Annotated in this window: 26 protein-coding genes and 1 tRNA gene; 8 read left to right on the plus strand and 19 right to left on the minus strand. The window is 55.1% G+C overall.

The genetic code is table 11. The features are described 5' to 3' along the window. Positions 1-111: 111 nt before the first annotated feature. Positions 112-393 (plus strand): peptidylprolyl isomerase PpiC, encoded by a 282-nt coding sequence (gene ppiC, locus V6944_RS20015; RefSeq protein ID WP_185669614.1) that lies wholly within the window; start codon positions 112-114, stop codon positions 391-393. A gap of 51 nt (positions 394-444) precedes the next feature. Beyond that, complete coding sequence (gene ppiC, locus V6944_RS20020) at positions 445-726, plus strand: peptidylprolyl isomerase PpiC (RefSeq protein WP_003017999.1); 282 nt, start codon at positions 445-447, stop codon at positions 724-726. An 80-nt stretch (positions 727-806) separates the two neighbouring features. On the opposite strand, the gene V6944_RS20025 is transcribed toward ppiC (V6944_RS20020), so the two are convergent. The 3 genes from V6944_RS20025 to ilvC all read right to left on the minus strand — a co-directional run bounded on the left by V6944_RS20025 (position 807) and on the right by ilvC (position 3,276). Beyond that, entirely contained in the window at positions 807-1,172 is a 366-nt protein-coding gene (locus V6944_RS20025) for a DUF1360 domain-containing protein (RefSeq protein WP_333500219.1), read from the minus strand. Then, positions 1,165-1,608 (minus strand): Rrf2 family transcriptional regulator, encoded by a 444-nt coding sequence (locus V6944_RS20030; protein ID WP_185669616.1) that lies wholly within the window; start codon positions 1,606-1,608, stop codon positions 1,165-1,167. The genes V6944_RS20025 and V6944_RS20030 overlap by 8 nt, the downstream gene beginning before the upstream one ends. A 192-nt stretch (positions 1,609-1,800) precedes the next feature. Beyond that, positions 1,801-3,276, minus strand: coding sequence for a ketol-acid reductoisomerase (gene ilvC, locus V6944_RS20035; protein WP_333500220.1), 1,476 nt, complete (start codon positions 3,274-3,276; stop codon positions 1,801-1,803). 277 nt (positions 3,277-3,553) lie between these two features. Here ilvC and ilvY point away from each other — a divergent pair, with 277 nt between their 5' ends. The 4 genes from ilvY (at position 3,554) to fabV (ending at position 7,653) form a co-directional block, all read left to right on the plus strand. Next, positions 3,554-4,456, plus strand: coding sequence for an HTH-type transcriptional activator IlvY (ilvY, locus tag V6944_RS20040; protein ID WP_333500221.1), 903 nt, complete (start codon positions 3,554-3,556; stop codon positions 4,454-4,456). A gap of 131 nt (positions 4,457-4,587) precedes the next feature. Continuing rightward, entirely contained in the window at positions 4,588-5,592 is a 1,005-nt protein-coding gene (locus tag V6944_RS20045) for a dihydroxyacetone kinase subunit DhaK (RefSeq protein ID WP_333500222.1), read from the plus strand. Position 5,593: 1 nt separating this feature from the next. Beyond that, on the plus strand, positions 5,594-6,223 hold the full coding sequence (gene dhaL / locus V6944_RS20050; RefSeq protein WP_333500223.1) for a dihydroxyacetone kinase subunit DhaL: 630 nt from the start codon (positions 5,594-5,596) through the stop codon (positions 6,221-6,223). 236 nt (positions 6,224-6,459) lie between these two features. Continuing rightward, a complete protein-coding gene (gene fabV, locus V6944_RS20055; protein ID WP_333500224.1) occupies positions 6,460-7,653 on the plus strand; it encodes an enoyl-ACP reductase FabV in 1,194 nt (397 codons plus the stop codon). Positions 7,654-7,727: 74 nt separating this feature from the next. On the opposite strand, the gene V6944_RS20060 is transcribed toward fabV, so the two are convergent. The 14 genes from V6944_RS20060 to ilvL all read right to left on the minus strand — a co-directional run bounded on the left by V6944_RS20060 (position 7,728) and on the right by ilvL (position 21,665). After that, positions 7,728-7,994, minus strand: coding sequence for an HPr family phosphocarrier protein (locus V6944_RS20060; protein ID WP_035896560.1), 267 nt, complete (start codon positions 7,992-7,994; stop codon positions 7,728-7,730). Between the two features lie 16 nt (positions 7,995-8,010). Continuing rightward, complete coding sequence (locus tag V6944_RS20065; protein ID WP_333500225.1) at positions 8,011-8,652, minus strand: DAK2 domain-containing protein; 642 nt, start codon at positions 8,650-8,652, stop codon at positions 8,011-8,013. Positions 8,653-8,661: 9 nt separating this feature from the next. Next, positions 8,662-9,672 carry a dihydroxyacetone kinase subunit DhaK gene (locus tag V6944_RS20070; protein ID WP_333500226.1) on the minus strand — a complete coding sequence of 337 codons (1,011 nt, stop codon included), beginning with the start codon at positions 9,670-9,672 and terminating at the stop codon, positions 8,662-8,664. Between the two features lie 45 nt (positions 9,673-9,717). Then, the gene (locus V6944_RS20075; RefSeq protein WP_185669629.1) at positions 9,718-10,380 is read right to left on the minus strand and encodes a class II aldolase/adducin family protein; all 663 of its coding nucleotides are present in this window, start codon (positions 10,378-10,380) and stop codon (positions 9,718-9,720) included. A 103-nt stretch (positions 10,381-10,483) separates the two neighbouring features. Then, positions 10,484-12,547, minus strand: a complete 2,064-nt coding sequence (locus V6944_RS20080) for a BglG family transcription antiterminator (protein WP_333500227.1) — start codon at positions 12,545-12,547, stop codon at positions 10,484-10,486. A gap of 68 nt (positions 12,548-12,615) precedes the next feature. Further along, complete coding sequence (locus V6944_RS20085) at positions 12,616-14,019, minus strand: PTS galactitol transporter subunit IIC (RefSeq protein ID WP_333500228.1); 1,404 nt, start codon at positions 14,017-14,019, stop codon at positions 12,616-12,618. Between the two features lie 45 nt (positions 14,020-14,064). After that, the gene (locus V6944_RS20090; protein ID WP_035896401.1) at positions 14,065-14,343 is read right to left on the minus strand and encodes a PTS sugar transporter subunit IIB; all 279 of its coding nucleotides are present in this window, start codon (positions 14,341-14,343) and stop codon (positions 14,065-14,067) included. 1 nt (position 14,344) lies between these two features. Beyond that, on the minus strand, positions 14,345-14,860 hold the full coding sequence (locus tag V6944_RS20095; protein ID WP_333500229.1) for a PTS sugar transporter subunit IIA: 516 nt from the start codon (positions 14,858-14,860) through the stop codon (positions 14,345-14,347). Between the two features lie 247 nt (positions 14,861-15,107). Further along, positions 15,108-16,652: a threonine ammonia-lyase, biosynthetic gene (gene ilvA, locus V6944_RS20100; RefSeq protein ID WP_333500230.1), complete on the minus strand. Its 1,545-nt coding sequence runs from the start codon at positions 16,650-16,652 to the stop codon at positions 15,108-15,110. 2 nt (positions 16,653-16,654) lie between these two features. Next, complete coding sequence (ilvD, locus tag V6944_RS20105) at positions 16,655-18,505, minus strand: dihydroxy-acid dehydratase (protein WP_333500231.1); 1,851 nt, start codon at positions 18,503-18,505, stop codon at positions 16,655-16,657. A gap of 65 nt (positions 18,506-18,570) precedes the next feature. Further along, the gene (gene ilvE, locus V6944_RS20110; RefSeq protein ID WP_035896405.1) at positions 18,571-19,500 is read right to left on the minus strand and encodes a branched-chain-amino-acid transaminase; all 930 of its coding nucleotides are present in this window, start codon (positions 19,498-19,500) and stop codon (positions 18,571-18,573) included. A 17-nt stretch (positions 19,501-19,517) separates the two neighbouring features. Beyond that, positions 19,518-19,784 carry an acetolactate synthase 2 small subunit gene (gene ilvM, locus V6944_RS20115; RefSeq protein ID WP_040118523.1) on the minus strand — a complete coding sequence of 89 codons (267 nt, stop codon included), beginning with the start codon at positions 19,782-19,784 and terminating at the stop codon, positions 19,518-19,520. Then, positions 19,781-21,427, minus strand: a complete 1,647-nt coding sequence (gene ilvG / locus V6944_RS20120; RefSeq protein WP_333500232.1) for an acetolactate synthase 2 catalytic subunit — start codon at positions 21,425-21,427, stop codon at positions 19,781-19,783. Before ilvG ends, ilvM begins: the two co-directional genes overlap by 4 nt. Before the next feature lie 139 nt (positions 21,428-21,566). Next, complete coding sequence (ilvL, locus tag V6944_RS20125) at positions 21,567-21,665, minus strand: ilv operon leader peptide (protein ID WP_001311244.1); 99 nt, start codon at positions 21,663-21,665, stop codon at positions 21,567-21,569. A 353-nt stretch (positions 21,666-22,018) separates the two neighbouring features. Here ilvL and V6944_RS20130 point away from each other — a divergent pair, with 353 nt between their 5' ends. Continuing rightward, positions 22,019-23,539 carry a YifB family Mg chelatase-like AAA ATPase gene (locus V6944_RS20130; RefSeq protein ID WP_333500233.1) on the plus strand — a complete coding sequence of 507 codons (1,521 nt, stop codon included), beginning with the start codon at positions 22,019-22,021 and terminating at the stop codon, positions 23,537-23,539. 24 nt (positions 23,540-23,563) lie between these two features. Here the strand turns inward: V6944_RS20130 and V6944_RS20135 are convergent, their stop codons facing one another. Beyond that, a complete protein-coding gene (locus tag V6944_RS20135; protein WP_035896409.1) occupies positions 23,564-23,902 on the minus strand; it encodes a DUF413 domain-containing protein in 339 nt (112 codons plus the stop codon). A gap of 118 nt (positions 23,903-24,020) precedes the next feature. On the opposite strand from V6944_RS20135, the gene hdfR reads away from it, so the two are divergent. Further along, positions 24,021-24,839: an HTH-type transcriptional regulator HdfR gene (gene hdfR / locus V6944_RS20140; RefSeq protein WP_333500234.1), complete on the plus strand. Its 819-nt coding sequence runs from the start codon at positions 24,021-24,023 to the stop codon at positions 24,837-24,839. A 100-nt stretch (positions 24,840-24,939) separates the two neighbouring features. Here hdfR and V6944_RS20145 read toward each other — a convergent pair. After that, positions 24,940-25,015: transfer RNA gene (locus V6944_RS20145), tRNA-Trp, on the minus strand. Between the last annotated feature and the right edge of the window lie 115 nt (positions 25,016-25,130).

The following is a 25,130-nucleotide window of genomic DNA, read 5'->3' on the forward strand; positions in this document are numbered from 1 at the left end:
CATTGCTCAATCTGTAAACACGGGGGTGTGGATTGTAGCAGAAACTCAGGCTGAGATTTACCCGCCGAATGGTAAAGTGTTGGGCAGCAACCCAACGATAAGAGTGACCTTATGGCAAAGAGCGCGGCAGCCCTGCACATCCTGGTAAAAGAAGAAAAACTGGCGCTGGAGATCCTCAGCAAACTGGAGCGAGGGATCAGCTTCGATCATCTGGCAAAACGCTATTCCCGCTGCCCTTCCGGGCGCAACGGCGGCGATCTGGGGGAATTTAAGCAGGGTGCGATGGTGGGGCCGTTCGACGCCGCCGTTTTTAGCTGCCCGCTGCTCAAACCTTTCGGGCCGGTAAAAACCAAATTTGGCTATCACATCATCAAGGTGCTGTATCGGCGATAAGCCATGCTAAAATCGCCAGCCTTACAGACTCGCTTATAGAAAGGCACGATCATGGCAAAAACAGCAGCAGCAGTGCATATCCTGGTGAAAGAAGAGAAACTGGCACTGGATCTTCTGGAACAGATTAAAAACGGCGCCGACTTCGGCAAGCTGGCGAAGAAGCACTCCATCTGCCCATCGGGCAAACGCGGCGGTGACTTAGGTGAATTCCGTCAGGGCCAGATGGTTCCGGCATTCGATAAAGTGGTCTTCTCCTGTCCGGTGCTGGAGCCAACCGGCCCGCTGCACACCCAGTTCGGTTACCACATCATTAAGGTGCTGTACCGTAACTAAGGTGCATCCCCGGCGTCGCTTCGCTCGGCCGGGCTACCGGTCGTTCGTAGCCCGGCCGAGCGAAGCGACGCCGGTTTTTTTTATTTCTGCGATTGCAGCGTCTGCTGGGCGTTATGTTTCATCACATGGGTGCTAATCGCCGCCTGGAACACCTTAAACATCAGGCCGTTAATCAGCGTCGTAATGGTAATCACGATAAACGCCGTCATCACCCAATCAATTAACGCAAAGCCGCTGTTCAACAGCGCCGGGCGATAGACCGCCATCCCGCCAAATACCACCCAGTGGCTTAAGCAGTAGAAGCAGTGGAACAAGTGCCCCATCAGCGCATTCTTTTTCGCCGTCCATTCACGAAACGCGGCAAACAGCTCCGTCTGCGTCACCGTCATCGAAATACTGCTCGCCGCCATCGCAATCATCAGGCAGGTGGTTAAGGTGTCAATCATGGTCGTGGCCTTTGTCGTTGAAGTAGCTGATAAATTCGCTGCCGATGTCCTGTAGCGTCAGACGTTTAAAGCGATCGAGGATCAGCGTCTGCGCATCGGCGAGCGTCTCTGACATCACCCGGTTTACTCCCTGCTCCACCAGACACTGCGGGTTTTCACTGCGGTTACCCAGCGCAAACAGCGCCGGCTCGCCGAGCGCCATGTAGATATCGTAAAGCGTGATATCACCGACCGGTCGACATAGCCGCCAGCCGCCGTGGTGCCCCTTCGTGGCACAGACAATATTGTTTTCCCTGAGCCCGGCAAGCAGCTTGCGGATGAATGCCGGATTACCGTCGATAAAGGCGGCCATCTGTTCGGACGTCAGAGGTTTATCCATCTGCTCCAGGTGAAGCAGGATGTGTAGCGTGGCTGAGAATGAGTTGTTTGTTTTCATGTAACTTACAATATTACATAAGATAAGTATGAGCAATCCCAGAAGCGAGAATCTGTACAAATAAAAGCTATCAGTATGATAAGTAGATGAATTTATATGATAAGAGAGTGGATCCAGCGATCCCGTCAAACGCAGATAAAAAAACGGCCCGGTAGCGAGGCGCTAACCGGGCCGGATGATAACGAGGTTTTATTAGCCAGCGACGGCGATACGCTTCATGTCGGTCATGTAGCCACGCAGTTTCTTACCAACCTGCTCGATAGCGTGGCCGCGAACCGCTTCGTTCACGTCGCGCAGCTGAGCGTTGTCTACCGAGCCTTCAGCAATCGCTTTGCCCAGGTCACCGGTCTGCAGGGTGGTCATGAACTCTTTCAGCAGCGGTACGCAAGCGTAAGAGAACAGGTAGTTACCGTATTCTGCGGTATCGGAGATAACCACGTTCATTTCGTACAGACGCTTACGGGCGATGGTGTTCGCAATCAGCGGCAGCTCGTGCAGTGATTCGTAGTAAGCCGACTCTTCGATGATGCCGGAATCCACCATGGTTTCAAACGCCAGCTCAACGCCCGCTTTCACCATCGCAATCATCAGAACGCCTTTATCGAAGTACTCCTGCTCACCGATTTTGCCTTCAAACTGCGGTGCGGTTTCGAACGCGGTTTTACCGGTCTCTTCACGCCAGGTCAGCAGTTTCTTATCGTCGTTAGCCCAGTCAGCCATCATACCGGAAGAGAACTCGCCGGAGATGATGTCGTCCATGTGTTTCTGGAACAGCGGCGCCATGATCTCTTTCAGCTGTTCTGACAGCGCATAAGCGCGCAGTTTCGCTGGGTTAGACAGACGGTCCATCATCAGGGTAATGCCGCCCTGCTTCAGTGCTTCAGTGATGGTTTCCCAGCCGAACTGAATCAGTTTTTCTGCGTAAGCTGCGTCGGTGCCTTCAGCCACCAGCTTGTCGAAGCACAGCAGAGAACCAGCCTGCAGCATACCGCACAGAATAGTCTGCTCGCCCATCAGGTCAGATTTCACTTCTGCTACGAAGGAGGATTCCAGTACGCCAGCACGGTGACCGCCGGTCGCCGCAGCCCAGGCTTTAGCGATGGCCATGCCTTCGCCTTTCGGATCGTTTTCCGGGTGAACCGCAATCAGCGTTGGTACACCGAAACCACGTTTGTACTCTTCACGTACTTCAGTACCTGGGCACTTCGGTGCCACCATCACGACGGTGATGTCTTTACGGATCTGCTCGCCCACTTCGACGATGTTGAAGCCGTGGGAGTAACCCAGCGCCGCGCCGTCTTTCATCAGCGGCTGTACGGAACGCACAACGTCGGAGTGCTGTTTGTCTGGCGTCAGGTTAACCACCAGGTCAGCCTGCGGGATCAGCTCTTCGTAGGTACCCACTTTAAAGCCGTTTTCGGTCGCTTTGCGCCAGGAAGCACGCTTCTCAGCAATCGCTTCTTTACGCAGGGCGTAGGAGATATCCAGACCGGAATCACGCATGTTCAGGCCCTGGTTCAGACCCTGAGCGCCACAGCCGACGATGACCACTTTTTTACCCTGAAGGTAGCTTGCGCCGTCGGCGAATTCTTCGCGGCCCATGAAGCGACATTTGCCCAGCTGAGCCAGCTGCTGACGCAGATTCAGTGTATTAAAGTAGTTAGCCATGATGGTGTACTCCGTGATGTTGTGTGTCGTTACTCTATGGATTTCGAGTTGCAGGAAGGCGGCAAGTCAGCGATTCCCCAGGAGCTTACTCAAGTAAGTGACTGGGGTGAGCTGACGCAGCCAACGCGCCTGCAACTTGAAAGACGACGAGTATATTGTTCGGTTCGCGTTTCAGCGAGAATGAACCCACATTACAACAGGAAATTTATTGCGGAAATTGATATATTCACAACGTTACATTGCAATTTATGCAACGTAGAAAACCGGAGACTCGTCTGTGGATTTACGCGATCTGAAAACCTTCCTGCATCTGGCGGAAAGCCGCCATTTTGGCCGCAGCGCGCGGGCGATGCACGTCAGCCCGTCCACGCTTTCCCGGCAGATTCAGCGCCTCGAAGAGGACCTCGGCCAGCCGCTGTTTGTTCGCGATAACCGCACGGTGACGCTGACCGAAGCGGGCGAGGAGCTGCGCGTCTTTGCTCAGCAGACGTTGTTGCAGTATCAACAGCTACGCCATACCCTGGACCAGCAGGGGCCATCGTTATCCGGCGAGCTGCATATCTTCTGCTCGGTCACCGCCGCCTATAGCCATCTGCCACCGATTCTTGACCGCTTCCGCGCCGAACATCCCTCGGTTGAAATCAAGCTCACTACCGGTGATGCCGCCGATGCGATGGAGAAGGTCGCCACCAACGAGGCCGATCTGGCTATCGCCGGTAAGCCTGAAACGCTGCCCGGCGCCGTCGCCTTCTCAATGCTGGAGAATCTGGCGGTGGTATTGATTGCCCCAGCGCTGCCCTGCCCGGTGCGTAACCAGGTCTCGGTGGATGAGCCAGACTGGTCAACGGTGCCGTTTATCATGGCCGACCAGGGGCCTGTGCGCCGCCGCATCGAGCTGTGGTTCCGCCGTCATAAAATCAGTAACCCATCGATTTACGCGACCGTCGGCGGACATGAAGCGATGGTGTCCATGGTTGCGCTGGGCTGCGGCGTGGCGCTGATCCCCGAAATCGTACTGGAAAACAGCCCGGAACCGGTGCGCAATCGCGTGATGATTTTAGAACGCAGCGATGAGAAGACCCCGTTCGAGCTGGGCGTCTGCGTGCAGAAAAAGCGACTGCATGAGCCGTTGGTGGATGCCTTCTGGAAGATTGTGCTGGAGCGCAAAATCGCCGAATAGCGTTAACGCATGGCGCCCCCAGTCATGCCCCAGGTTCGGGAGATTAATTGGTATCAAAGGTGCCAGGTGTAAACGGGCGCCGCAGGTAAAATCGTCACTAAAGAAACAGGACCTTACGAGAGGGAGTGACGATGCAAAAACCCAAAAAGATCTTCAACAACACCGATAATATTCGTAGTGAAATCATGGAAGGGCTGGTGTACGCCGGGCGCGGTAAGATCCACGCCCTGCCGGAGTATTGCGCGGTTTATCGCACGCTGGCGCAAAACGGCCAGACCGTTATCGTCAGCGGCGGCGGCAGCGGCCATGAGCCGACGTTTGCCGGGTTCGTCGGCGAAGGCGGCATCGATGCCTGCGCGCTGGGCGAAGTCTTCACCTCCCCCTCTCCCGACCAAATCATTGAAGCCAGCCGGGCCGTTCATCAGGGCAACGGCGTGCTGTTCCTCTACGGCAACTACTCCGGCGACGGCATGAACTTTGATATCGCGGCTGAAATCCTTGCGGAAGAAGGGATTGAATGCCGCACCGTGCGCGCCACGGATGATATTGCCTCGGCGCCGCCGGAAAGAATGTCCGACCGCCGCGGCGTGGGCGGGCTGGCGTTTTTGTACAAGCTGACCGGTGCCGCAGCCCAGTTTGAGCACTACGCCCTGCCTGAGCTGGAAGCGCTGGCGAACAAAGCCAACCATAACACCCGCACCATTGGCGTCGCGCTCAGCGGTTGCGCGCTGCCGCAGGCCGACGCCTTTAACTTCACGCTGGCCGATAACGAAATCGAGCTGGGTATTGGCATCCACGGCGAACCGGGGCTGTGCCGTATTCCGATGCCGCAGAGCGATGAGCTGGTCGAGATGATGATTGAACGCCTGTGCAACGACCTGCCTTTCGCGAAGGGCGACAGCGTGTGCGTGAGCGTCAACAACCTCGGTGCGCTGAGCAATACCGAGCTGATGGTGGTCACCCGCAAAGTCGGCATGGCGCTGACGGCGCGCGGCATCAAAACCTACGACGTGCAGGTTGGCCATTTCTGTACTTCGCTGGAAATGTCCGGTTTTTCCCTGAGTATGCTGCGGCTGGACGACGAGATGCAGCGCCTGTACGACCACCCAATCCGCACCCTCGGCTGGAGAAACTAAGATGAACACCACACAATTTATCGCCTGCCTGCGGTACGTCTCTGAGGGGATGATCGCCAGTGAACCGCGGCTGACCGCGCTCGATCAGGTGATTGGCGATGGCGACCACGGTATTGGCATTAAACGCGGCTTTACCGCGCTCAACGCGCTGCTCAGCGCACCGGAATTTACCGCCGCCGATATTGGCGATGCCCTGCTGCAAAGCGGTACCCGCCTGATGACCAGTATGGGCGGCGCGTCCGGCGCGATTTTCGGCACCCTTTTCCGCGCTGGAGGGAAAGGGCTGGCAGGGCGCGCAGCGCTGGACGCCGCAACGCTGGCCGAATGGCTTGAGATTGGCATGCAGGCTATCCACCAGCGCGGCGGCGCCGAACCAGGGGATAAAACGATGGTTGATGCGCTGGCCGCAGCCGCCGAGCAGGCCAAAGCAGATGTCGCACTACCGCTGCCGGAAGCGCTCGCTCATTGCGCGCAGGCAGCCATGGCAGGCGCAGAGGGAACCAGCGCCATGGTTGCCCGCTTTGGGCGCGCGAAAAATCTGGGTGAGCGGGCCATCGGTCACTGCGACCCTGGCGCAGTGTCGATGGCGCTGATCCTGCAGTTTATGGCGGAATTTGCCCATCAGAACTAACCTGCAATAGCGCTCAACCTTCACTGGGGCCATGTTTATGCATGGCCCTTTTCTGTCCTGCGGCCCGGCGTCTGACGGCGAAAATCAGTGGTAGATTCAGTATTGGCGCTCCTTTTCTGTATAATGTTGCGATCCATTGTAGTGGGGGGCTTGTTAACCATGTCGTTAAGCAAGCCAGAACAGACGGTGTCATTGCGCACTTGACAGCGAAAATACAAACTTAATTAGCCATCATTATGATAATCAAACCAAAAATTCGTGGATTCATCTGTACAACGACCCATCCGACTGGCTGTAAAGTCAATGTGGAAAAACAGATCGAGTACGTTAAGCAAAACGGGAAAATCGAGAACGGCCCTTCCCGCGTGCTGGTGATCGGTGCTTCCACCGGTTACGGCCTTGCATCCAGAATTTCCGCCGCCTTTGGCAGCGGTGCCGCCACTATCGGCGTATTTTTCGAAAAACCAGGCACGGAGTCCAAACCAGGTTCCGCGGGCTGGTATAACTCTGCCGCCTTCGACGAAGCGGCCAAGCGTGAAGGTCTGTATTCCAAAAGTATCAACGGCGACGCATTCTCTGACGAATGCCGTGATGAAGTGATCAAACTCATCAAAGAAGACCTGGGTCAGATTGATCTGGTGGTTTACTCACTGGCTTCTCCAGTGCGTAAAATGCCAAAAACCGGTGAAGTCGTCCGTTCTGCGCTGAAGCCAATCGGTGAGGTTTACACCTCTAAAGCGATTGATACCAACAAAGATCAGATCATGACCGCCAGCATTGAGCCGGCAACCGAAGAAGAAGTTCAGAACACCGTTACCGTCATGGGCGGCGAAGACTGGGAACTGTGGATGGGTGCGCTGAGCGAAGCTGGCGTGCTGGCTGAAGGCGTGAAAACCGTGGCCTACTCCTACATCGGTACCGACCTGACCTGGCCAATCTACTGGCACGGCGCGCTGGGCAAAGCGAAAGAAGACCTCGACCGTGCGGCGGGTGAACTGCGTAACCAACTGGCTCCGCTGAACGGTACTGCCAACGTTGCGGTACTGAAGTCCGTTATCACCCAAGCGTCTTCCGCCATTCCAGTGATGCCACTGTACATCTCCATGGTCTTCAAGCTGATGAAAGCGCAGGGGATTCACGAAGGTTGTATCGAGCAGATCAACCGTCTGATGACCACCAGCCTGTACGGCGACAAAGTAGCGCTTGATGACAACCAGCGTATCCGTATGGACGACTGGGAACTGCGTGAAGACATTCAGCAGGCATGTCGCGACCTGTGGCCGCTGATCACCACTGAAAACCTGGCGCAAGAAACCGACTATGCAGGCTACAAGCAGGAATTCCTGAACCTGTTCGGTTTCGGCCTCGACGGTGTGGACTACGACGCTGACGTGAACACCGAAGTCGAATTCGACGTGATCACGCTGTAATTTGTTGCAGTTGTCGTAAAAAGGGTTCATGCGTAAGCATGAACCCTTTTTTATTCCGCCTAAGCGATACGTGCCTAATCGAAACCAAATCCTTCCGCGAACAGCACCTTCAGCTTCGCCATCGCCTCCTGCTCGTCGCTGCCGCTGCAGATGATCTCAAGCGATCCTCGGCCTTTGATCCCGGCCCCCAGAATACTCATGATGCTTTTCCCCTTGATGGTTTTGCCATCGTAGATCATCTCGATCCGCGACTGATACTGCGCGCACGCCTTTGCCAGTACGCCCGCCGGGCGGGCATGAATACCGTGCAGGTTGCTGATTTTCACCACTTCTTTCAACATAATTGCGGTTCCTTACTTACTGTCCGTTAGCCGGGTACATCGCCTGAACGACGTTAAAATAGCCCTGAATCAGAAGCTGGGCGACCATCGCGCCCGGGTCGACGAACGCACGGGACCGTTCGCCGTGGATAGCCGCACGCCCGTGCTTCGCCACCATGGTGGTGGTCTGCTGCACGCCCTGCTGTGCCGCTAACAACGCTTCCCGCGCCACGTTCAGCGGCTCGCCCTGACCACGCAGCGCCACCAGCGCCGGTGCCATCCCATCAAGAAACGTTTTTTCGCCCGGCTGCGCTTTGCCGCGCTGCTGCACGCCATCAAACCAGGCCTGGAAAAAGTCGCCCGCATCCTGCAGCGTCATCGTCTCTCGCCCCTTAAAAACTTTTCCCGCCTGCATCAGGCCGGAAGCCATCAGCGTCCCCATCGTGGAGGGCACCGCCGAGGCCATCGCTTTACCCGCCAGATAGAAAAACCGTCCCAGATCGGGTTCGTTACTGTGCTGTGCATAGTCCGACGCCGCGGCAAAACCGTCGCTCATGGTGAGGCCCAGATCGCCATCGCCCACCACGCTGTCCATTTCGGTTAGCACCGTCTTGTTGCCCTGCATCACCCGCGCCCACTCGGCAAAGAGCGGGCGTAAGCTCTCGCGGTTTAACGTCATAGCGCCTCCTTAGGCAGGAAACTGCCGGAACATCGGCGTGTCGGCCTGCGCGTTCAACAGTGCCTTAAGCTCATCGTCTACCGGCATCAGGCTGATGGACATGCCGGTCATCTCCATCGCCGTGGCGAATTCCCCCACCCATACGCGGAAGACACGGATGTTGCTCTGCGCCAGAATCTGGTGCACGTGGCGATACATCAGGTACAGCTCTTCCAGCGGCGTCGCACCGAGGCCGTTAATCAGCACCGCCACTTCATCGCCCTGCTGGCAGGGAGAGTCGGCAATCAGCCAGGACATCATCTCTTCAGCAATATTTTCAGCACTCAGCTGCGGCCCGCGGCGGATGCCGCTTTCGCCATGGATACCCATGCCGATTTCCATCTCGTTGTCGCCAATATGGAAGCCCGGCTTACCGATACGAGGCACGATGCACGGTGACAGCGCTACCCCCAGCGTCCGCACGCGATCCCCGGCCTTCTGCGCGATACGCTGGACGGTGTCGAGGTCATCCATTCTGGCGGCCGATGCGCCAGCACATTTGTAGACGAAGAAAATCCCCGCCACGCCGCGTCGCGTGGTGGCACCACCGCCCGGCACGGCTCCGGCGGCATCATCGGCGGCAACGACCGTGCAGGTCCGGATGTCGCTCTCCATGTCGGCCATTTCCGCCGCCATGTCAAAATTGAAGATATCGCCGTTGTAGTTGCCGTACAGGTAAAGCACGCCCGCGCCGCTGTCTACCGCCTGCGTGACGGCCAGAATTTGCTCCGGCGACGGTGACTGGAACACATCGCCAATGGCGCAGCCGTCCAGCATGCCCTGCCCCACGTAGCCGAGGAACAGCGGCAGATGCCCGGAGCCGCCGCCGGTGACAATCCCTACTTTGCCGGGCACCGGACGCGCAGTGGCAAGGCAGTGCAGATCCTCATTCACAAAGCGGAATTTATCGGGGTGCGCCAGGTAGATGCCTTCCAGCATCTCCGGGATAAAGTCCTCCGCCTGATTCAGAAATTTTTTCATGCGTTCTCTCCATGAATATCCCGCCCGAACGGGCGGGCGCGTCAATTAACGGGCAAATTTGATCTGTGATGGGTAAGCCCAGCGCTGCAGCTCTTCCGGAGCGAAGGATTCAGGTTCCTTGCCGCCGTTAATCACCAGCGCGTGGTAGTAAATCTGCGCCATCTCCTCCAGGTACGCGGATTTCAGCACTGCTTCATACGGGTCTTTATCCACACCGATTGCGCCATGTTTTTCCATCAGGATGGCATCGGCACGCTTGATAGGTTCGATCACGCTCTCGGAAAGCGCTGGCGTGCCTGGACGGCCGTATGGCGCAACCGGGATCACCCCGTCTTTCAGGTTGAGAATGGCGCACTCGTACACCACCGCCGGAATAGGCTTATTCAGCACGGCAAAAGAGGTCGCGTAGAGGGAGTGCGTGTGGGAGATGGCGAACACGTCCGGGCGCGCTTTATAAATCTCGATATGCATCAGGCATTCGCTGGTTGGGCGCAATCCCGCTTCGCTTTCAATCACATTGGCTTCAACGTCCATCACCACGATATCGCGCGGCGTTAAATGCATTTTGTCGATAGTGGTTGGGGTCACCAGAATAAGCCCGGTCTCTTTATCCCGTACGCTGGAATTACCCGCTTTATGTTTACAGAGTCCCCATTGCTGAGCGGTTCTGGCCATTTCAACGACGTGTTTTTTCTGAATGTCTAACATAATATTTATCCTGTATACGGTTATAGGGGCGAGCGATGTCGCGACAATGATTGCCGGGAAATAACGTTGCAGTTTTTACGCTGCAACGGCGTTTAATTAATGATTACGAATGACGGGCAAATTCATTTATCAGTGCATATTCATCCTGCGCGCGGCGAATAACATTGCCACCATCATAGAATTCGAGAAACTCATTTAATTGCGCGAGCGCCTTAAGATGTTTTTGCGGATTATTCGTCGCGAGGACGATAATAATATCGGCCTGCATATAACCGGCGAAATCAATCTTAGAAGGCAGGCGTAATAGCGTCATCCCCGTTTCCAGCGCGCCATCATCGACTCCCGCATGGGCGATAATCACGCCGTCGGCCAGCATGATATAGGGCTGCTCATCGGCGATTTTATTCAGCATAATTTGCAGGTAACGCGGTTCAATCACCCCGTTTTCCAGTAGCGATGCCGAGGCCTCGGTAATCGCCTGCTGCCAGTCAGCGGGTAGCGAAGTGGCAAACTGAACGTGTTCGCGCTGCAGCAAGTCCGTCAGCGATGGCGTCGGTGGCTCAATGTTGCCCGCTGCGCTCGCGGCGCTGTTCTCATCATAGATGTAGCTGGCGAGCGCACGCTGTAGCCCTTTGTGGTCGATGATATTGCCGAAGCGCTCGAAGATAAGCAGCAGTTGCTCTATCTGGATGATATTCGGATCTACGCCCTGCAACGCTCCGATCACATGATTGCGGAACGCACTTTTGTGAATGCTGCTGATGGACGGATTCACCACAAACACCATCTTGCTGGTGTTCAGATGCGTGGTCGAGAAGACCACGTCGTAGTGCCCGGTATAGCGCTCAAACTCTCGCCGTGACATCACTTCGGTAAAGTGTAGCTCCGGGAAAAGCACCTGCAGCGTCAGGAACAGATAGGTAGAGATCGTGGCGCTGTTTTCGCACACCACCACCGCCGTTTTCTGTAGCTTAATCTGATGGATTACCCCTTCGCGGGTCAGCCAACCGCCAAAAAGCACCGTCAAAAACGCCATCTCTTCATCGGGAATTTCGCAGTGCAGTACCGTCTCGAACGGCACCGCAGCACGGCGAACCATCTCGTGCAGATGGCTGAACTCTTTCACCACCAGATCGTAAACGCTGCTGGTATTGGTCAGATGATAGCGAATACGGTAATAGGCTGGTTTCCAGTGCTGATAGATTTTTTCAATTAGCTCATTTTTCTCTTTGATGGTGACGCAGCTTATTTTTTCAAAGTTGTCGACTACCGCCACCACGCTTTCAAGCAGCAGCGTATCCAGGTGGAAATATTTATCGGCAATACTTTGAATATTGGAACTTTGGATCAGTGCCGTCAGGAAAACCAGTTCATTTTCGCTATTGATATTGATTTTACTGATAACGCTCTGCATCAGAGTAAATTCTCTGCTGCCAATAATATCGGCGTAGCTGCTCGGAATATTGACCAGACCTTTTCCGGAATCAATACGGTGCAGGACAAAGCAGATAAAATAGATAAGCTCCTGAAGCTGGCGGTCGGTGAACTGAATTTTAAAACGTTTTTCAATTTCGCTAAAAACGTTGCCGACCTTTTCCAGATAGTCGCTCATCACGTTGTTGTAGTGGGCGAGGATATTTTTGGCGACCGGAATTTCCAGCACTCGACGTAAACAGTTCAGCAGCAGATAACGTTTTTCCAGCTCCTCACCCAGAATATGGTAGCCGTTGCCCCGGTCGTAGCTTATCTCCAGCCCGTGCTCGATAACCTCTGTACGCACCTTTTTCAGGTCGTTGATAATCGTATTCTGACTCACGCCCAGCGAAGAGGAGAGATGCAGCAATGACAGCCGTTCGCTGCGGGTCAGCAGCATAAAGATAATCATCTGTCCCCGTTCGTCTTCCGAGTAGAGATAGCGGTGCTCGGTTTCAGAGGTCTGATTCTGACGAAAATGCTCAATCACATGGCGCGGGATATACAGCTTCCCGGTTTTCAGGCGGTTAATCCGGTCAAAGTGGTTCGACTCCAGGTAGTCATTCACCTTTTTCAGCGTATAGCTCAGCTGTTTGCGCGTCAGGCAAAACTGCTCTTCAAGCTTCGTCCCCGTGATGCCGGGATCGTTCACAATGGCATCCAGCACTGCAACCACGCGTTTATCCATAGCCATGCTGACTCTCCTGCAATGAAAAGCCTGGCGGCGACGCCTGCCGCCAGACATGAACATGAAACCCAGAATTACGCCTGCTGAACGTTCTCCTGCTGCTCGGCTTCCTGCTGCGCCAGATTGCTTTCACGACGCAGTTCGCGGGAGTAGAAGAAGTAGCCACATCCCCACCACAACGCGAAGATCAGCGGGATAAAGTTGCCTTCCAGGAATTTGAACAGGAAGGAGAAGGCATAGGTGAAGACCGGGGCATCAATCGAACTGTTCGAAATCAGCTGCCCTGCCGGGATGGTGATCGCTTTAGTCGCCAGACCGAGGTCGGTAATCATTGGCGCAAACTGCGTCCCCACGAACAGGAAGAACGGCACGCCAATAATGCTCAGGATAACCATGCGCAGCGTGTTGCCACGCGTCACCAGGTAGGCCGGAACAATCAGCGCAATATTGATGATGCCGGCAAATGGCAGGATCTTATTTCCCGGCAGAATCAGCGCCCACAGCAGGGTGAACGGGATGGCAACGATAATGGCAAACCAGATCTCGCTCGCGCCGCCCATAAATGGCCAGTCGATACCCACGAACAGCTTACGCCCGGAGAATTTCTTGTTCATATAGTCGCTGATGGCCTCCGAGATCGGCGACAGCGCCTGCATAAAGAGCTTGGAAATCATCGGGAACAGCACCAGCGCCGTTGAGGCCTGCACCCCCAGCATCAGCGTTTTCGCGACGCTGTAGCCCGCAATCACCCCAAACAGGATCCCCAGAATAAAACCGATGATGTGGTTTTCGGCAAAGACCCCGACCTTGGCGCGCAGCGCGCTGGCATCCATCGGCTTATTGCAGACCGGAATTTTGCGCAGCAGCAGATCGAACGGGTAATAGATGGCACCAAAGAAGACCATACGGTGCGTACAGGTTACCCCTGGGATCCCCGTGAGCTTCTCAATACGATGCTGGTGAATATCCCCCGCGTTCAGTTCCATAATGATCTGGAAAGCGGCAACAAGGAACGCCAGTACCAGACTCCAGACCGGGCCAAACAATGGGGTGGTGACGCTCACCACGATAAACGCGGTAAAGATTTTCCCCCACACGTTCCAAAGGTCGGCGTTGAAGGTATTGGTCTTGTTCAGCATCAACATCACAATGTTTACGCCAACCTGAAGCGGGAACATGGCGAACGCATAAGGCCAGGCCCAGGAGATATTCGCCATCGTCGTCCAGCCGCCGTCGACGATACTTAACTCAAGGCCGGTACGGTTCATCATGGTCTGCGCGGCAACGCCGATGGCATCAACCATAAAGCCAATCAGCATGCTCATCCCGACGAAGGCAACGCCCAGCGTGATGGCCGCCGAGGCCGCATCGCGGAATTTCATCCGCACCACCAGCCCGGCTAATAACATAATAAAAGGCACAAAAACCGGCGCGCCTAAATTCAGAATATAATTTATGACTACACCAAGAAAGTCCATAGCACTTCTCCACTAAAATAATTATACGGATTAAAGAGCTACACCTTATTTACAGGCATCAATGACCTTTTGTAATTCCTGCTCCATCCCCATGCCGGTCAAAAAAGCAATCCCGTTAATTACCGGGATAGGATATTGCTTATCAACTTTGGTGATGGCGATATAAGCCGCGCTGTCTTTTATATGACTATCAAGCGATTTCAGGTCGATGACTTCAACTTTGATATGCGACTGCTGACGTTCATTCAATAAGCGGGTCACTTTACTGGCAACCGTTTGTGAGGTAGCAACGCCGCTTCCACATGCAACAATGACTTTTTTCATCTTATAAATCCTTATCTAATTGCAGTCTTGATGTGAGGGTACAGAGAAAGGTTTCTACATCGTCTATTTCACGTAGGGTCTGGACAACCTCCTCATCCGCAAGGCAGTCCATGAGCTTTTGCAGCGCGGTCAGGTGGCTGCTGTGGTCAACAAAACCAAGTAAAACAATAAAATGAACGTAAAGCGTGTTGTCATCATTGCCCATTTCCTGCCAGGCAATAGGCGTCGACAACCGCGTTACGGAGATAAAGGGGCGAATAACATGCTGAGGGTCGGTATGAGGAAGCGCGATAGCCACCGGCAGCGTTGGCAGCGCAGTAGGGTACGCCTTTTCACGGGCGATGATGGCGTCAAGAAAAGAGTCCCGGACGTAGCCTTGCTCTTTCAGCAGCAAAAATATCGAAGAAAAAAAGTCCGTGGAATTATTATAATGTTTATCCAGAAATGTGAGCTGAGGCGTAAAATATTCACATCCTTGCGCACTTTCATTCGGGGCATCAATTATATCCGTTCTCATCCGAATATCCTCTCTAACCGCTAAGAATTAACTAGAGACAATGTTAATTCAGGAACAGCGAGCGAGCGACAAATATTGCCCCCAAAAGATGTGCGCAGGCTGGCGCAACGCGGTGAGCGCTTTATTATGAATTACGTCACATTTTTATCGTTGAGATTCGTTGGCAGCGAAATAATTTGGCGGGTTACGACAAATAAAAAGGAGATCGGGAGATAATCCAGACAGATTATCTCCCGTTAAGCGGCGCTTAGCCCGCGAGGAAGAAGCGGAACGCAGGGTTATTGGTCTCGTTATGACAATCGTAACCCAGTTCGTTGAGTCGGGTTTCAAAGTCCGGCTCGTTCTCGCCAAGCTCAAACGCTGCCAGTACGCGACCATAGTCAGTGCCGTGGCTGCGGTAGTGGAACAGAGAGATATTCCAGTGCGTGCCTAAGGTGTGCAGGAACTTCAGCAGCGCGCCCGGAGATTCCGGGAACTCAAAGCTGTAAAGGCGTTCCTGTAGCTGCTTAGACGGACGACCACCGACCATATAGCGTACGTGCAGCTTCGCCATTTCGTCGTCGGAGAGATCCACCACGCTGTAGCCGCCCTCGTTGAGCAACTGCAGGATCTCTTTACGCTCTTCCAGACCTCGGCTCAGACGAACACCAACAAAAATGCAGGCATTTTTCGCATCGGCAAAACGGTAGTTGAACTCGGTAACCGAACGCCCGCCCAGCAGCTGACAGAACTTCAGGAAGCTGCCCTTCTCTTCTGGAATCGTCACCGCCAGCAGCGCTTCACGCTGCTCCCCCAGCTCGCAGCGTTCAGAGACGTAGCGCAGGCCGTGGAAGTTAACGTTCGCGCCGGAGAGCACGTGCGCCAGGCGTTCGCCGCGAATGTTGTGCTGGGCGATGTATTTTTTCATGCCTGCCAGCGCCAGCGCCCCGGAAGGCTCCGCCACCGCACGCACATCTTCGAACAGGTCTTTCATCGCCGCGCAGATAGCATCGCTATCGACGGTGACGATATCGTCGAGATACTCCTGACACAGGCGGAACGTTTCATCACCGATGCGCTTCACCGCTACGCCTTCAGCGAAGAGACCCACACGCGGCAGGTCAACCGGATGACCGGCATCCAGCGCCGCTTTCAGGCAGGCAGAATCTTCGGCTTCTACGGCAATGACTTTGATTTGCGGCATCAGCTGTTTAATCAGCACCGCCACGCCCGCCGCCAGACCGCCGCCGCCAACCGGCACAAACACGCGGTCGAGGTGAGCGTCTTGTTGCAACAATTCCAGCGCTAGCGTGCCCTGCCCGGCAATCACCATCGGGTGATCGAAAGGCGGAACCCAGGTGAAACCCTGCTGCTGCGCCAGCTCAATGGCTTTGGCTTTCGCTTCGTCAAAGTTTGCGCCGTGTAGCAGCACTTCGCCGCCAAAACCGCGTACGGCATCGACTTTGATGTCGGCGGTCGCAACCGGCATGACAATAAGCGATTTCAGGCCAAGCCGGGCGGATGAGAACGCCACGCCCTGCGCGTGGTTGCCCGCGGATGCGGTGATCACGCCATGCGATTTCTGCTCGGCCGTCAGGCCCGCCATCATCGCGTAGGCCCCGCGCAGTTTGAAGCTGTGTACCGGCTGGCGGTCTTCGCGCTTCACCAGAATCACGTTATCAAGGCGCGAAGAGATCTTTTCCATTTTCTGCAGCGGCGTTACCTGCACCGCTTCATAGACCGGTGCGCGTAGCACCGCTCTGAGATACTCGGCCCCCTCAGGGGAGCCGGATAGGGGTTGTGAATCTGCCATGATTAGCCACCCAGTTTCGATTTATCACGTACGGCGCCTTTGTCGGCGCTGGTTGCCAGGCTAGCATAGGCGCGAAGGGCAAAGGAGACCTGACGTTCACGATTTTTCGGCGTCCACGCCTGTTCGCCGCGGGCTTCCTGCGCTTCACGACGTGCGGCAATTTCCGCGTCGCTCAGCTGCAGCTGAATACCACGGTTCGGGATATCGATAGCAATCATGTCGCCATCTTCGATGATCGCGATATTGCCGCCGCTTGCCGCTTCCGGAGAAACGTGGCCGATAGAGAGGCCAGAGGTACCACCGGAGAAACGACCATCGGTGATCAGGGCGCAGGCTTTGCCGAGACCCATCGATTTCAGGAAGGTGGTTGGGTAGAGCATTTCCTGCATGCCCGGCCCGCCCTTCGGCCCTTCGTAGCGAATGACCACCACGTCGCCTGCGACAACTTTGCCGCCGAGGATGGCTTCCACCGCGTCATCCTGGCTTTCGTACACTTTCGCCGGGCCGGTGAATTTAAGGATGCTGTCATCCACGCCTGCGGTTTTTACGATACAGCCGTTTTCCGCAAAGTTACCGTACAGCACGGCCAGGCCGCCATCTTTGCTGTAGGCATGCTCCAGAGAACGGATACAACCTTCGGCACGGTCATCGTCCAGCGTATCCCAGCGGCAATCCTGCGAGAACGCCTGAGTCGTACGGATACCGGCCGGGCCTGCGCGGAACATTTTCTTGACCGCGTCGTCCTGAGTGAGGGTGATGTCGTACTGCTCCAGCGTCTGCGGCAGGGAGAGGCCGAGCACGTTTTTCACGTCGCGGTTCAGCAGGCCTGCGCGGTCCAGCTCGCCGAGGATCCCCAGCACGCCGCCGGCGCGGTGCACATCTTCCATATGGTATTTCTGGGTACTTGGCGCCACTTTACACAGCTGCGGAACCTTGCGGGACAGCTTATCGATATCGCTCATGGTGAAGTCAATTTCGGCTTCCTGCGCCGCTGCCAGCAGGTGCAGAACGGTGTTGGTGGAGCCGCCCATGGCGATATCCAGCGTCATGGCATTCTCAAACGCTTCTTTGCACGCGATGTTGCGCGGCAGTGCGGATGCATCATCCTGCTCGTAGTAGCGTTTGGTCAGCTCAACGATGCGCTGGCCCGCGGTGAGGAACAGTGCTTTACGGTCAGCGTGGGTGGCCAGCAGCGAGCCGTTACCCGGCTGAGACAGGCCCAGCGCTTCAGTCAGGCAGTTCATCGAGTTGGCGGTGAACATACCGGAACAGGAGCCGCAGGTTGGGCAAGCGGAACGTTCAACCTGCTCGCTCTGCGAGTCAGAGACTTTCGGGTCCGCGCCCTGAATCATCGCATCGACCAGGTCGAGCTTAATGATTTTGTCAGAGAGCTTGGTTTTCCCGGCTTCCATCGGGCCGCCGGAAACGAAGATAACCGGAATGTTCAGGCGCAAAGAGGCCATCAACATCCCCGGGGTGATTTTGTCGCAGTTGGAGATACAGACCATCGCATCGGCGCAGTGGGCGTTCACCATATACTCGACGGAGTCGGCAATCAGTTCGCGCGACGGCAGAGAGTAAAGCATGCCGCCATGGCCCATAGCGATACCATCATCCACCGCAATGGTATTGAACTCTTTAGCAACGCCGCCGGAGGCTTCGATCTGCTCAGCAACCAGTTTACCGAGGTCGCGCAGGTGAACGTGGCCCGGCACGAACTGGGTAAACGAGTTTACGACAGCAATAATCGGTTTACCGAAGTCATCATCGGTCATCCCGGTGGCGCGCCACAGTGCGCGGGCGCCCGCCATATTGCGGCCGTGAGTGGTGGTGGCGGAACGGTATTTAGGCATGCTTTAGTACTCCCAGTCTTTATCTTGTTAAATGGGGTGTTGCGTGACACCCCATCTTTTTATGCTTATGGATTAACCTGATCCAACCAACCCCATTTATCTTCGGTTTCACCGGTAAAGAGGCCAAAGAATGCTTGCTGAACACGTTTGGTGACCGGGCCACAGCGACCTTCACCTACCTGGATACCGTCAACGCTACGTACCGGCGTGATTTCAGCAGCGGTACCGGACATGAATACTTCATCTGCAAGGTACAGGGATTCACGAGACAGCACCTGCTCGCGCACTTCAATGCCGAGGTCTTTCGCCAGCTTGATGATGGCGTCACGGGTGATGCCCGGCAGCGCGGACGAGGTGAACGGAGGGGTAAAGATCACACCATCTTTCACTTCAAACAGGTTTTCGCCCGCCCCTTCAGACAGATAGCCGTTCACATCCAGCGCGATACCTTCCTGATAGCCGTGGCGGCGTGCTTCGCTGCCCACTAGCAGCGAGGAGAGGTAGTTACCGCCCGCTTTTGCCGCCGTTGGGATGGTGTTCGGTGCGGCACGGTTCCAGGAAGAGACCATGGCATCGATCCCCTGATCCAGCGCTTCTGCGCCCAGGTATGCTCCCCACGGGAACGCCGCGATGATCACGTCAGTGGTGTAGCCGTCCGGCGGGTTAACGCCCATGCCCACGTCGCCGACGAAGACCAGCGGACGGATATAGGCGCTGGTCAGGTTATTTTTACGCAGCACTTCGCGGCAGGCTTCCATCAGCTCGTCAACGCTCTGAGAAACCGGGAAGCGGTAGATTTTGGCGGAGTCACGCAGGCGCTGCATATGTTCGCGGTGGCGGAAAACAACTGGGCCTTTGTGGGAGTCGTAGCAGCGGATGCCTTCAAATACGGAGGTACCGTAGTGCAGCGCGTGGGACATGACGTGTACTTTCGCGTCTTCCCAACGCACCATCTCACCGTTGAACCAAATGTAATCCGCTTTTTTCGTCGTCATTTCTCTTCCTATTGCGCTCAGGCGCGAATCTGTTGTTGTGATGTGCTTGTACACTGCTGAACGGCAACCGAGGCCACGTCCACCAGTTTATTTAATTGACTAAACAGTAAGTCGACCGACCGTGGGCTGGCAACGGTCAGTTCAATATTTATATTCTGCGCATCGCTGGCCGTTTCCATATTCATCGAGCAAATCTGAAAGCCGCGATGGCGAACCACACGTAAGACGCGTTCTAAGGTTTCCGGATTGAAGCGGGCCTGCACGTTGACCTGATGTTGCATCATGATAATTTCTCCAGCATTTGTGAGTTGCTGGCGCCAGGCGGCACCAGTGGCCAGACATTCTCAAGTTCGTCAATTGAGACATGAAGCAGGTACGGGCCTTCGCTTGCGAGCATGGTGTCGAGTGCCGCTTCTACCTGGTCTTTACGGGTGATGTGTTGGCCAGGGATGCCGAAGGCGCTGGCCAGCGTGAGGAAATCGGGGTTATCGGTCAGGGTGGTTTCGCTATAACGTTCCTGGAAGAACAGTTGCTGCCATTGTCGAACCATCCCTAACCGCTGGTTGTCGAGCAATACGATCTTCAGCGGCAACTGCTTGCGTTTTACGGTGCCCAACTCTTGTACGTTCATCATGAAAGAGCCGTCACCGGAGATACAGATTACCGTATCGTTCGGGCGCGCTACTTGTGCGCCAACGGCTGCCGGCAGCCCGAAGCCCATGGTGCCTAAGCCGCTTGAGGTGATGAAGTTCTCCGGGCGGGTGTAGGTCATGTGCTGAGCGGACCACATCTGGTGCTGGCCGACATCGGTGGTCACCACGCTTTCCGCCGGTTTACGATTGGAGAGCTGCTTCAGCAGCAACGGCGCGTAGATAGCCTCGCCCGGATGGTCGTAACGCCAGTCGTGCTCAGCGCGCATCGCCGCATTATGTTCACACCAGGCGTCGATCGCCAGCGGTTGCTGCAGCGCGGGCAGCAGCGCATTCAGGTCGCCCTGCAGCGCAACGTGCACCTGCCGCAGTTTGTTCATTTCTGCCGGGTCGATATCCATATGGATAACTTTGGCATGCGGCGCGAAGGTATTCAGCTTGCCGGTTACGCGGTCATCAAAGCGTGCGCCAACGGCGATCAGCAAGTCACACTCCTGCACCGCCAGGTTGGCCGCTTTGGTACCGTGCATACCCAGCATGCCGAGATAGTACGGATAATCCGCAGGCACGGCGCCCAGGCCTTTCAGCGTGCAGGTCGCTGGCATGTTCGTGACCGCCATAAACTCACGCAGCGCGGGAACCGCCTGTGCCATCCCCACGCCACCACCGACGTACAGCATTGGCTTCTGCGATTCGGCCAGCATCTGCTGCGCCTGCGCCATCTCGTCATGCGGGAAAGTGTCGTCGCTTTCTACGGTGGAGAAGAATGGGTCAAGGTCGCCCTGCGCAATCTGAATGTCTTTAGGGATATCAACCAGAACCGGGCCTGGACGGCCTGAGTTTGCCACCTGGAAAGCTTCAGCCATTACGCGCGGCAGCTCTTCCAGGGATTGCACCAGGAAACTGTGTTTGGTGCAGGCCAGCGACAAACCGAGGACGTCCACTTCCTGAAAGGCGTCCGTCCCGATAAACGGTGCGGCAACCTGGCCGGTGATGGCAACAACGGGAACGGAATCGAGCAGCGCGTCCGCCAGGCCGGTGATCAGGTTAGTTGCCCCTGGGCCTGAAGTGGCGATACAGACGCCGGTCTTACCGGTGGAACGGGCATAGCCGATGGCCGCCATCGCCGCGCCCTGCTCGTGTCGACACAGCAGGTGTTCTACGCCACCGTCATACAGAGCGTCGTAAACGGGCATAATGGCACCACCTGGATACCCAAATACCGTTTCGACTCCCTGCGCTCGCAACGCATGTACTACCCACTGTGCGCCATTCATAGTTAGTTCCCCGCCTTAGATCGTAAGAAACAGAATTTTGTGCTACTCGTCATTCTCTGCTCCTCGTTATTGTTTTTTAGTCATAAAAAAACCCCCGGACCTTTCGGTGCGGGGGTCTTAGTTCGTTAAGGCTTGATTTCTAAGCCTTTCCTCGTCCAAGTGCAGCCCCGCACGGTGGGATAATAATCACCACCACGCTAATCACGACCAGGCTAATCACTCGTAGAAGGGCTGTCATTTTTGTCTATTCTTGCATCTTGTTCGAAGGAATGCCTACAGAGTTACCACAGACATCACAAAATACACAAGTTTTTTTTATGACACCATTGATTACCATGCTAAGGATTATTAGAAAAAGATTTGTTTTATATAGAAAAAATATGAAATGAAAATATTTCACCATCTGACGTTCTCCACGCGCAAAAGCGGGGGAGCAAGGCCATAACGTAAAAAAAATGTGTGCATGCTTCCGTGATAAATGAAAATGCATGAAAAGTAGAGAAAATGATGGAATAAGGCGCATAACTACGCGAATTAACGGATTAATACGACAGCAGGTCGATGCATAATGCCCTTCATCAGGGAGGAATTATGTCACTATCCGTCGTCTATACGCGCGCAGCTCTCGGCGTGAATGCGCCGCTTATTACCATTGAAGTCCATATCAGCCAAGGGCTGCCGGGGCTAGTGATGGTAGGTCTGCCGGAAACCACCGTCAAAGAGTCCCGGGATCGGGTTCGCAGTGCAATCATCAATAGCGGTTATACCTTTCCGGCGAAAAAAATCACCATCAACCTGGCGCCCGCCGACCTGCCGAAAGAAGGTGGTCGATATGATTTACCTATCGCTATTGCGCTCCTGGCAGCTTCTGAGCAGCTTAGCACCCAGAAACTGGGTCAATATGAGTTCGTGGGTGAATTGGCGCTTACAGGCGCGTTACGCGGCATTCCTGGGGCTATCTCTGCGGCAATGGAGGCCATCAGCGCCGGGCGTCAGATAGTGCTCTCCGAAGACGATGCCCCGCTGGTTGGGCTGCTCGGCGGCAATGATTGCCTCATCGCCAGCCATCTTCTGGAGGTTTGTGCGTTTCTGGAAGGGAAGCAGGAACTGCGGCTTCCACCGGCGGAGATGCCCATCATTGCCGAGGCCGCTGACGATCTGAGCGAAGTCATCGGCCAGCAGCAGGGGAAGCGCGCGTTAGAGGTGACCGCTGCGGGCGGGCATAATTTATTGCTGATTGGCCCACCGGGCACTGGGAAAACCATGCTTGCCTCCAGACTCAGAGGGCTACTGCCGCCGCTCAACGATCGCGAGGCGCTGGAAAGTGCTGCTATCATCAGTCTGGAAAATAGTCGTCGCGTACAGGCTGAGTGGCGTTGCCGACCTTTTCGCGCGCCGCATCATAGCGCTTCGTTAACCGCGATGGTGGGCGGAGGATCAATCCCTGCCCCTGGCGAGGTCTCGCTGGCCCATAACGGGATTCTGTTTCTGGATGAATTACCGGAGTTTGAACGCAGGGTGCTGGATGCATTACGGGAGCCTATCGAGTCGGGCAAGATCCATATTTCACGGACGCGCGCCAAAATCACCTACCCTGCTCGCTTCCAGCTTATTGCTGCGATGAATCCCAGCCCGACCGGGCACTATGAGGGAAAACACAATCGCTGCACGCCAGAACAGACGCTGCGCTACCTCAATCGCCTGTCGGGGCCTTTCCTCGACCGTTTCGATTTATCGCTTGAGATCCCCATGCCTCCGCCAGGATTGCTGAGCCAGCCCGTTCGCCATGAAGAGAGTAGCCATGAGGTACAATGTCGCGTGATTGCCGCCCATCAGCGACAGTTTTCCCGGCAGGGAAAGCTTAATGCTCATCTCGGTAGCGGTGAAGCAAGAGTACATTGTGTTCTCAGCGATGAGGATTCACGGTGGCTGGAGCAGACGCTCACGCAACTGGGGCTTTCCATTCGCGCGTGGCAGCGGCTGCTTAAGGTTGCGCGTACGTTGGCCGATATGGAGGGAGTTGACGCCATTGAGCGTCGACATTTGCAGGAAGCGTTGAGCTACCGCGGCATTGACCGCATGCTCAGCCATCTGCAAACCTTGCTGCAATAAAAAAGGGGCCGAAGCCCCTTTCTCTTAGTCGTCGCTTTCAGTGTAGTCGTCAGCGCCTTCCATCTGCGGTTTACCACCGGACAGCGTATGGAAACGCTTAGGACGCTTAATGCGAGTCACATACTTGTGCCATACGCGTTCAGCTTCTGAAGCCGGTTCACGCTCACCGCGGCATACCGCGACGAACTGGTGTTCCTCATCGGTTGCAGGCTCACGCTTGCCAAGATCGAGTTCGTTAAAGGCAAAGCCATAACGCTCCAGCAGCTGCGCCTCTTTGATGGTGAAGTCACCATGACGAGAGAACCCGCGCGGATAATTTTTATTATCGAAAAAACGATTAGTCGTCGTAAAGCTTTCCGCCATCCTACACGCTCCTAATTCTTTGGCCGAGCTATTTATGGCGCGGAGTATTAGATACGCTTGACAGAGTGTAAAACAAAAGATTTAAATCATTACGACAAAAAATTTTGCGGAGAAAGCTGTGGATACCGAATTGCTGAAAACTTTCCTCGAAGTGAGCAGAACTCGCCACTTCGGGCGAGCCGCAGAAGCGCTCTATCTGACACAATCTGCGGTGAGCTTTCGTATTCGTCAGTTAGAAAATCAGCTTGGCGTTAATTTATTTACCCGTCACCGCAATAACATACGGCTGACGGCAGCGGGAGAAAAGCTGCTCCCTTACGCAGAGACGCTGATGAGTACATGGCAGGCCGCACGTAAAGAGGTCGCCAGTACCTCGCGACATAACGAGTTTTCGATTGGCGCCAGCGCTTCGCTGTGGGAGTGCATGCTCAATGAGTGGCTAGGAAGGCTCTACCAGGCAGATGATGCCCTGCAGTTTGAAGCGAGAATTGCACAGCGACAGTCGCTGGTGAAACAGCTACATGAGCGCCAGCTCGATCTGCTGATAACCACTGAAACGCCAAAGATGGATGAATTCAGCAGCCAACTGCTGGGACATTTCACCCTTGAACTATTTTGTGCGACACCGGCCACCATCAAAGCCGATCTGAATTACCTTCGCCTCGAGTGGGGAGCAGATTTTCAACAACATGAAACCGGGCTTATCGCCAGCGATGATATTCCGTTGTTGACCACCAGTTCGGCAAGTCTAGCCTATCGCCAACTGCTGCCGTTAAAAGGCTGTACCTGGTTACCAACGTCGTGGGCGCAGGTGCAAAACGGCATATACCCAGTTGCTGATGGCTCATCAATTTCGCGGCCTTTATACGCGATCTGGCTGCAAAATAGCGACAAACAAACGCAAATTCGCGACATACTGAAAAACAACGTTTTTTGATAGTAAAGGAATATAAGCGGCCCGGAGTGAACAGCGATGGGCCTTCAGAAAGGTAAATTTTGGGCAAAAAAAATCCTTTGCCTAAGCAAAGGATTATATATGGCAGGGGCGGAGAGACTCGAACTCGCGACACCCGGTTTTGGAGACCGGTGCTCTACCAACTGAGCTACGCCCCTAAAGACTTCTTAATTTTTCTTATCATTAAGCCTGCTAATGTAGCAGGCTTAATTTTAAATAAGTGGCGGAACGGACGGGACTCGAACCCGCGACCCCCTGCGTGACAGGCAGGTA

The sequence above is a fragment of the Kluyvera sp. CHPC 1.2972 genome (genome assembly GCF_036759925.1).
Classification (GTDB): Bacteria; Pseudomonadota; Gammaproteobacteria; order Enterobacterales; family Enterobacteriaceae; genus Kluyvera.

Excerpts from the sequence above, each read along its gene's own strand:
- ppiC (WP_185669614.1), top strand. The coding sequence starts at position 112 with ATGGCAAAGAGCGCGGCAGCCCTGCACATCCTGGTAAAAGAAGAAAAA.
- ppiC (WP_003017999.1), top strand. The coding sequence starts at position 445 with ATGGCAAAAACAGCAGCAGCAGTGCATATCCTGGTGAAAGAAGAGAAA.
- V6944_RS20025 (WP_333500219.1), bottom strand. The coding sequence starts at position 1,172 with ATGATTGACACCTTAACCACCTGCCTGATGATTGCGATGGCGGCGAGC.
- V6944_RS20030 (WP_185669616.1), bottom strand. The coding sequence starts at position 1,608 with ATGAAAACAAACAACTCATTCTCAGCCACGCTACACATCCTGCTTCAC.
- ilvC (WP_333500220.1), bottom strand. The coding sequence starts at position 3,276 with ATGGCTAACTACTTTAATACACTGAATCTGCGTCAGCAGCTGGCTCAG.
- V6944_RS20045 (WP_333500222.1), top strand. The coding sequence starts at position 4,588 with ATGCAAAAACCCAAAAAGATCTTCAACAACACCGATAATATTCGTAGT.
- dhaL (WP_333500223.1), top strand. The coding sequence starts at position 5,594 with ATGAACACCACACAATTTATCGCCTGCCTGCGGTACGTCTCTGAGGGG.
- fabV (WP_333500224.1), top strand. The coding sequence starts at position 6,460 with ATGATAATCAAACCAAAAATTCGTGGATTCATCTGTACAACGACCCAT.
- V6944_RS20060 (WP_035896560.1), bottom strand. The coding sequence starts at position 7,994 with ATGTTGAAAGAAGTGGTGAAAATCAGCAACCTGCACGGTATTCATGCC.
- V6944_RS20065 (WP_333500225.1), bottom strand. The coding sequence starts at position 8,652 with ATGACGTTAAACCGCGAGAGCTTACGCCCGCTCTTTGCCGAGTGGGCG.
- V6944_RS20070 (WP_333500226.1), bottom strand. The coding sequence starts at position 9,672 with ATGAAAAAATTTCTGAATCAGGCGGAGGACTTTATCCCGGAGATGCTG.
- V6944_RS20075 (WP_185669629.1), bottom strand. The coding sequence starts at position 10,380 with ATGTTAGACATTCAGAAAAAACACGTCGTTGAAATGGCCAGAACCGCT.
- V6944_RS20080 (WP_333500227.1), bottom strand. The coding sequence starts at position 12,547 with ATGGCTATGGATAAACGCGTGGTTGCAGTGCTGGATGCCATTGTGAAC.
- V6944_RS20085 (WP_333500228.1), bottom strand. The coding sequence starts at position 14,019 with ATGGACTTTCTTGGTGTAGTCATAAATTATATTCTGAATTTAGGCGCG.
- V6944_RS20090 (WP_035896401.1), bottom strand. The coding sequence starts at position 14,343 with ATGAAAAAAGTCATTGTTGCATGTGGAAGCGGCGTTGCTACCTCACAA.
- V6944_RS20095 (WP_333500229.1), bottom strand. The coding sequence starts at position 14,860 with ATGAGAACGGATATAATTGATGCCCCGAATGAAAGTGCGCAAGGATGT.
- ilvA (WP_333500230.1), bottom strand. The coding sequence starts at position 16,652 with ATGGCAGATTCACAACCCCTATCCGGCTCCCCTGAGGGGGCCGAGTAT.
- ilvD (WP_333500231.1), bottom strand. The coding sequence starts at position 18,505 with ATGCCTAAATACCGTTCCGCCACCACCACTCACGGCCGCAATATGGCG.
- ilvE (WP_035896405.1), bottom strand. The coding sequence starts at position 19,500 with ATGACGACGAAAAAAGCGGATTACATTTGGTTCAACGGTGAGATGGTG.
- ilvM (WP_040118523.1), bottom strand. The coding sequence starts at position 19,784 with ATGATGCAACATCAGGTCAACGTGCAGGCCCGCTTCAATCCGGAAACC.
- ilvG (WP_333500232.1), bottom strand. The coding sequence starts at position 21,427 with ATGAATGGCGCACAGTGGGTAGTACATGCGTTGCGAGCGCAGGGAGTC.
- ilvL (WP_001311244.1), bottom strand. The coding sequence starts at position 21,665 with ATGACAGCCCTTCTACGAGTGATTAGCCTGGTCGTGATTAGCGTGGTG.
- V6944_RS20130 (WP_333500233.1), top strand. The coding sequence starts at position 22,019 with ATGTCACTATCCGTCGTCTATACGCGCGCAGCTCTCGGCGTGAATGCG.
- V6944_RS20135 (WP_035896409.1), bottom strand. The coding sequence starts at position 23,902 with ATGGCGGAAAGCTTTACGACGACTAATCGTTTTTTCGATAATAAAAAT.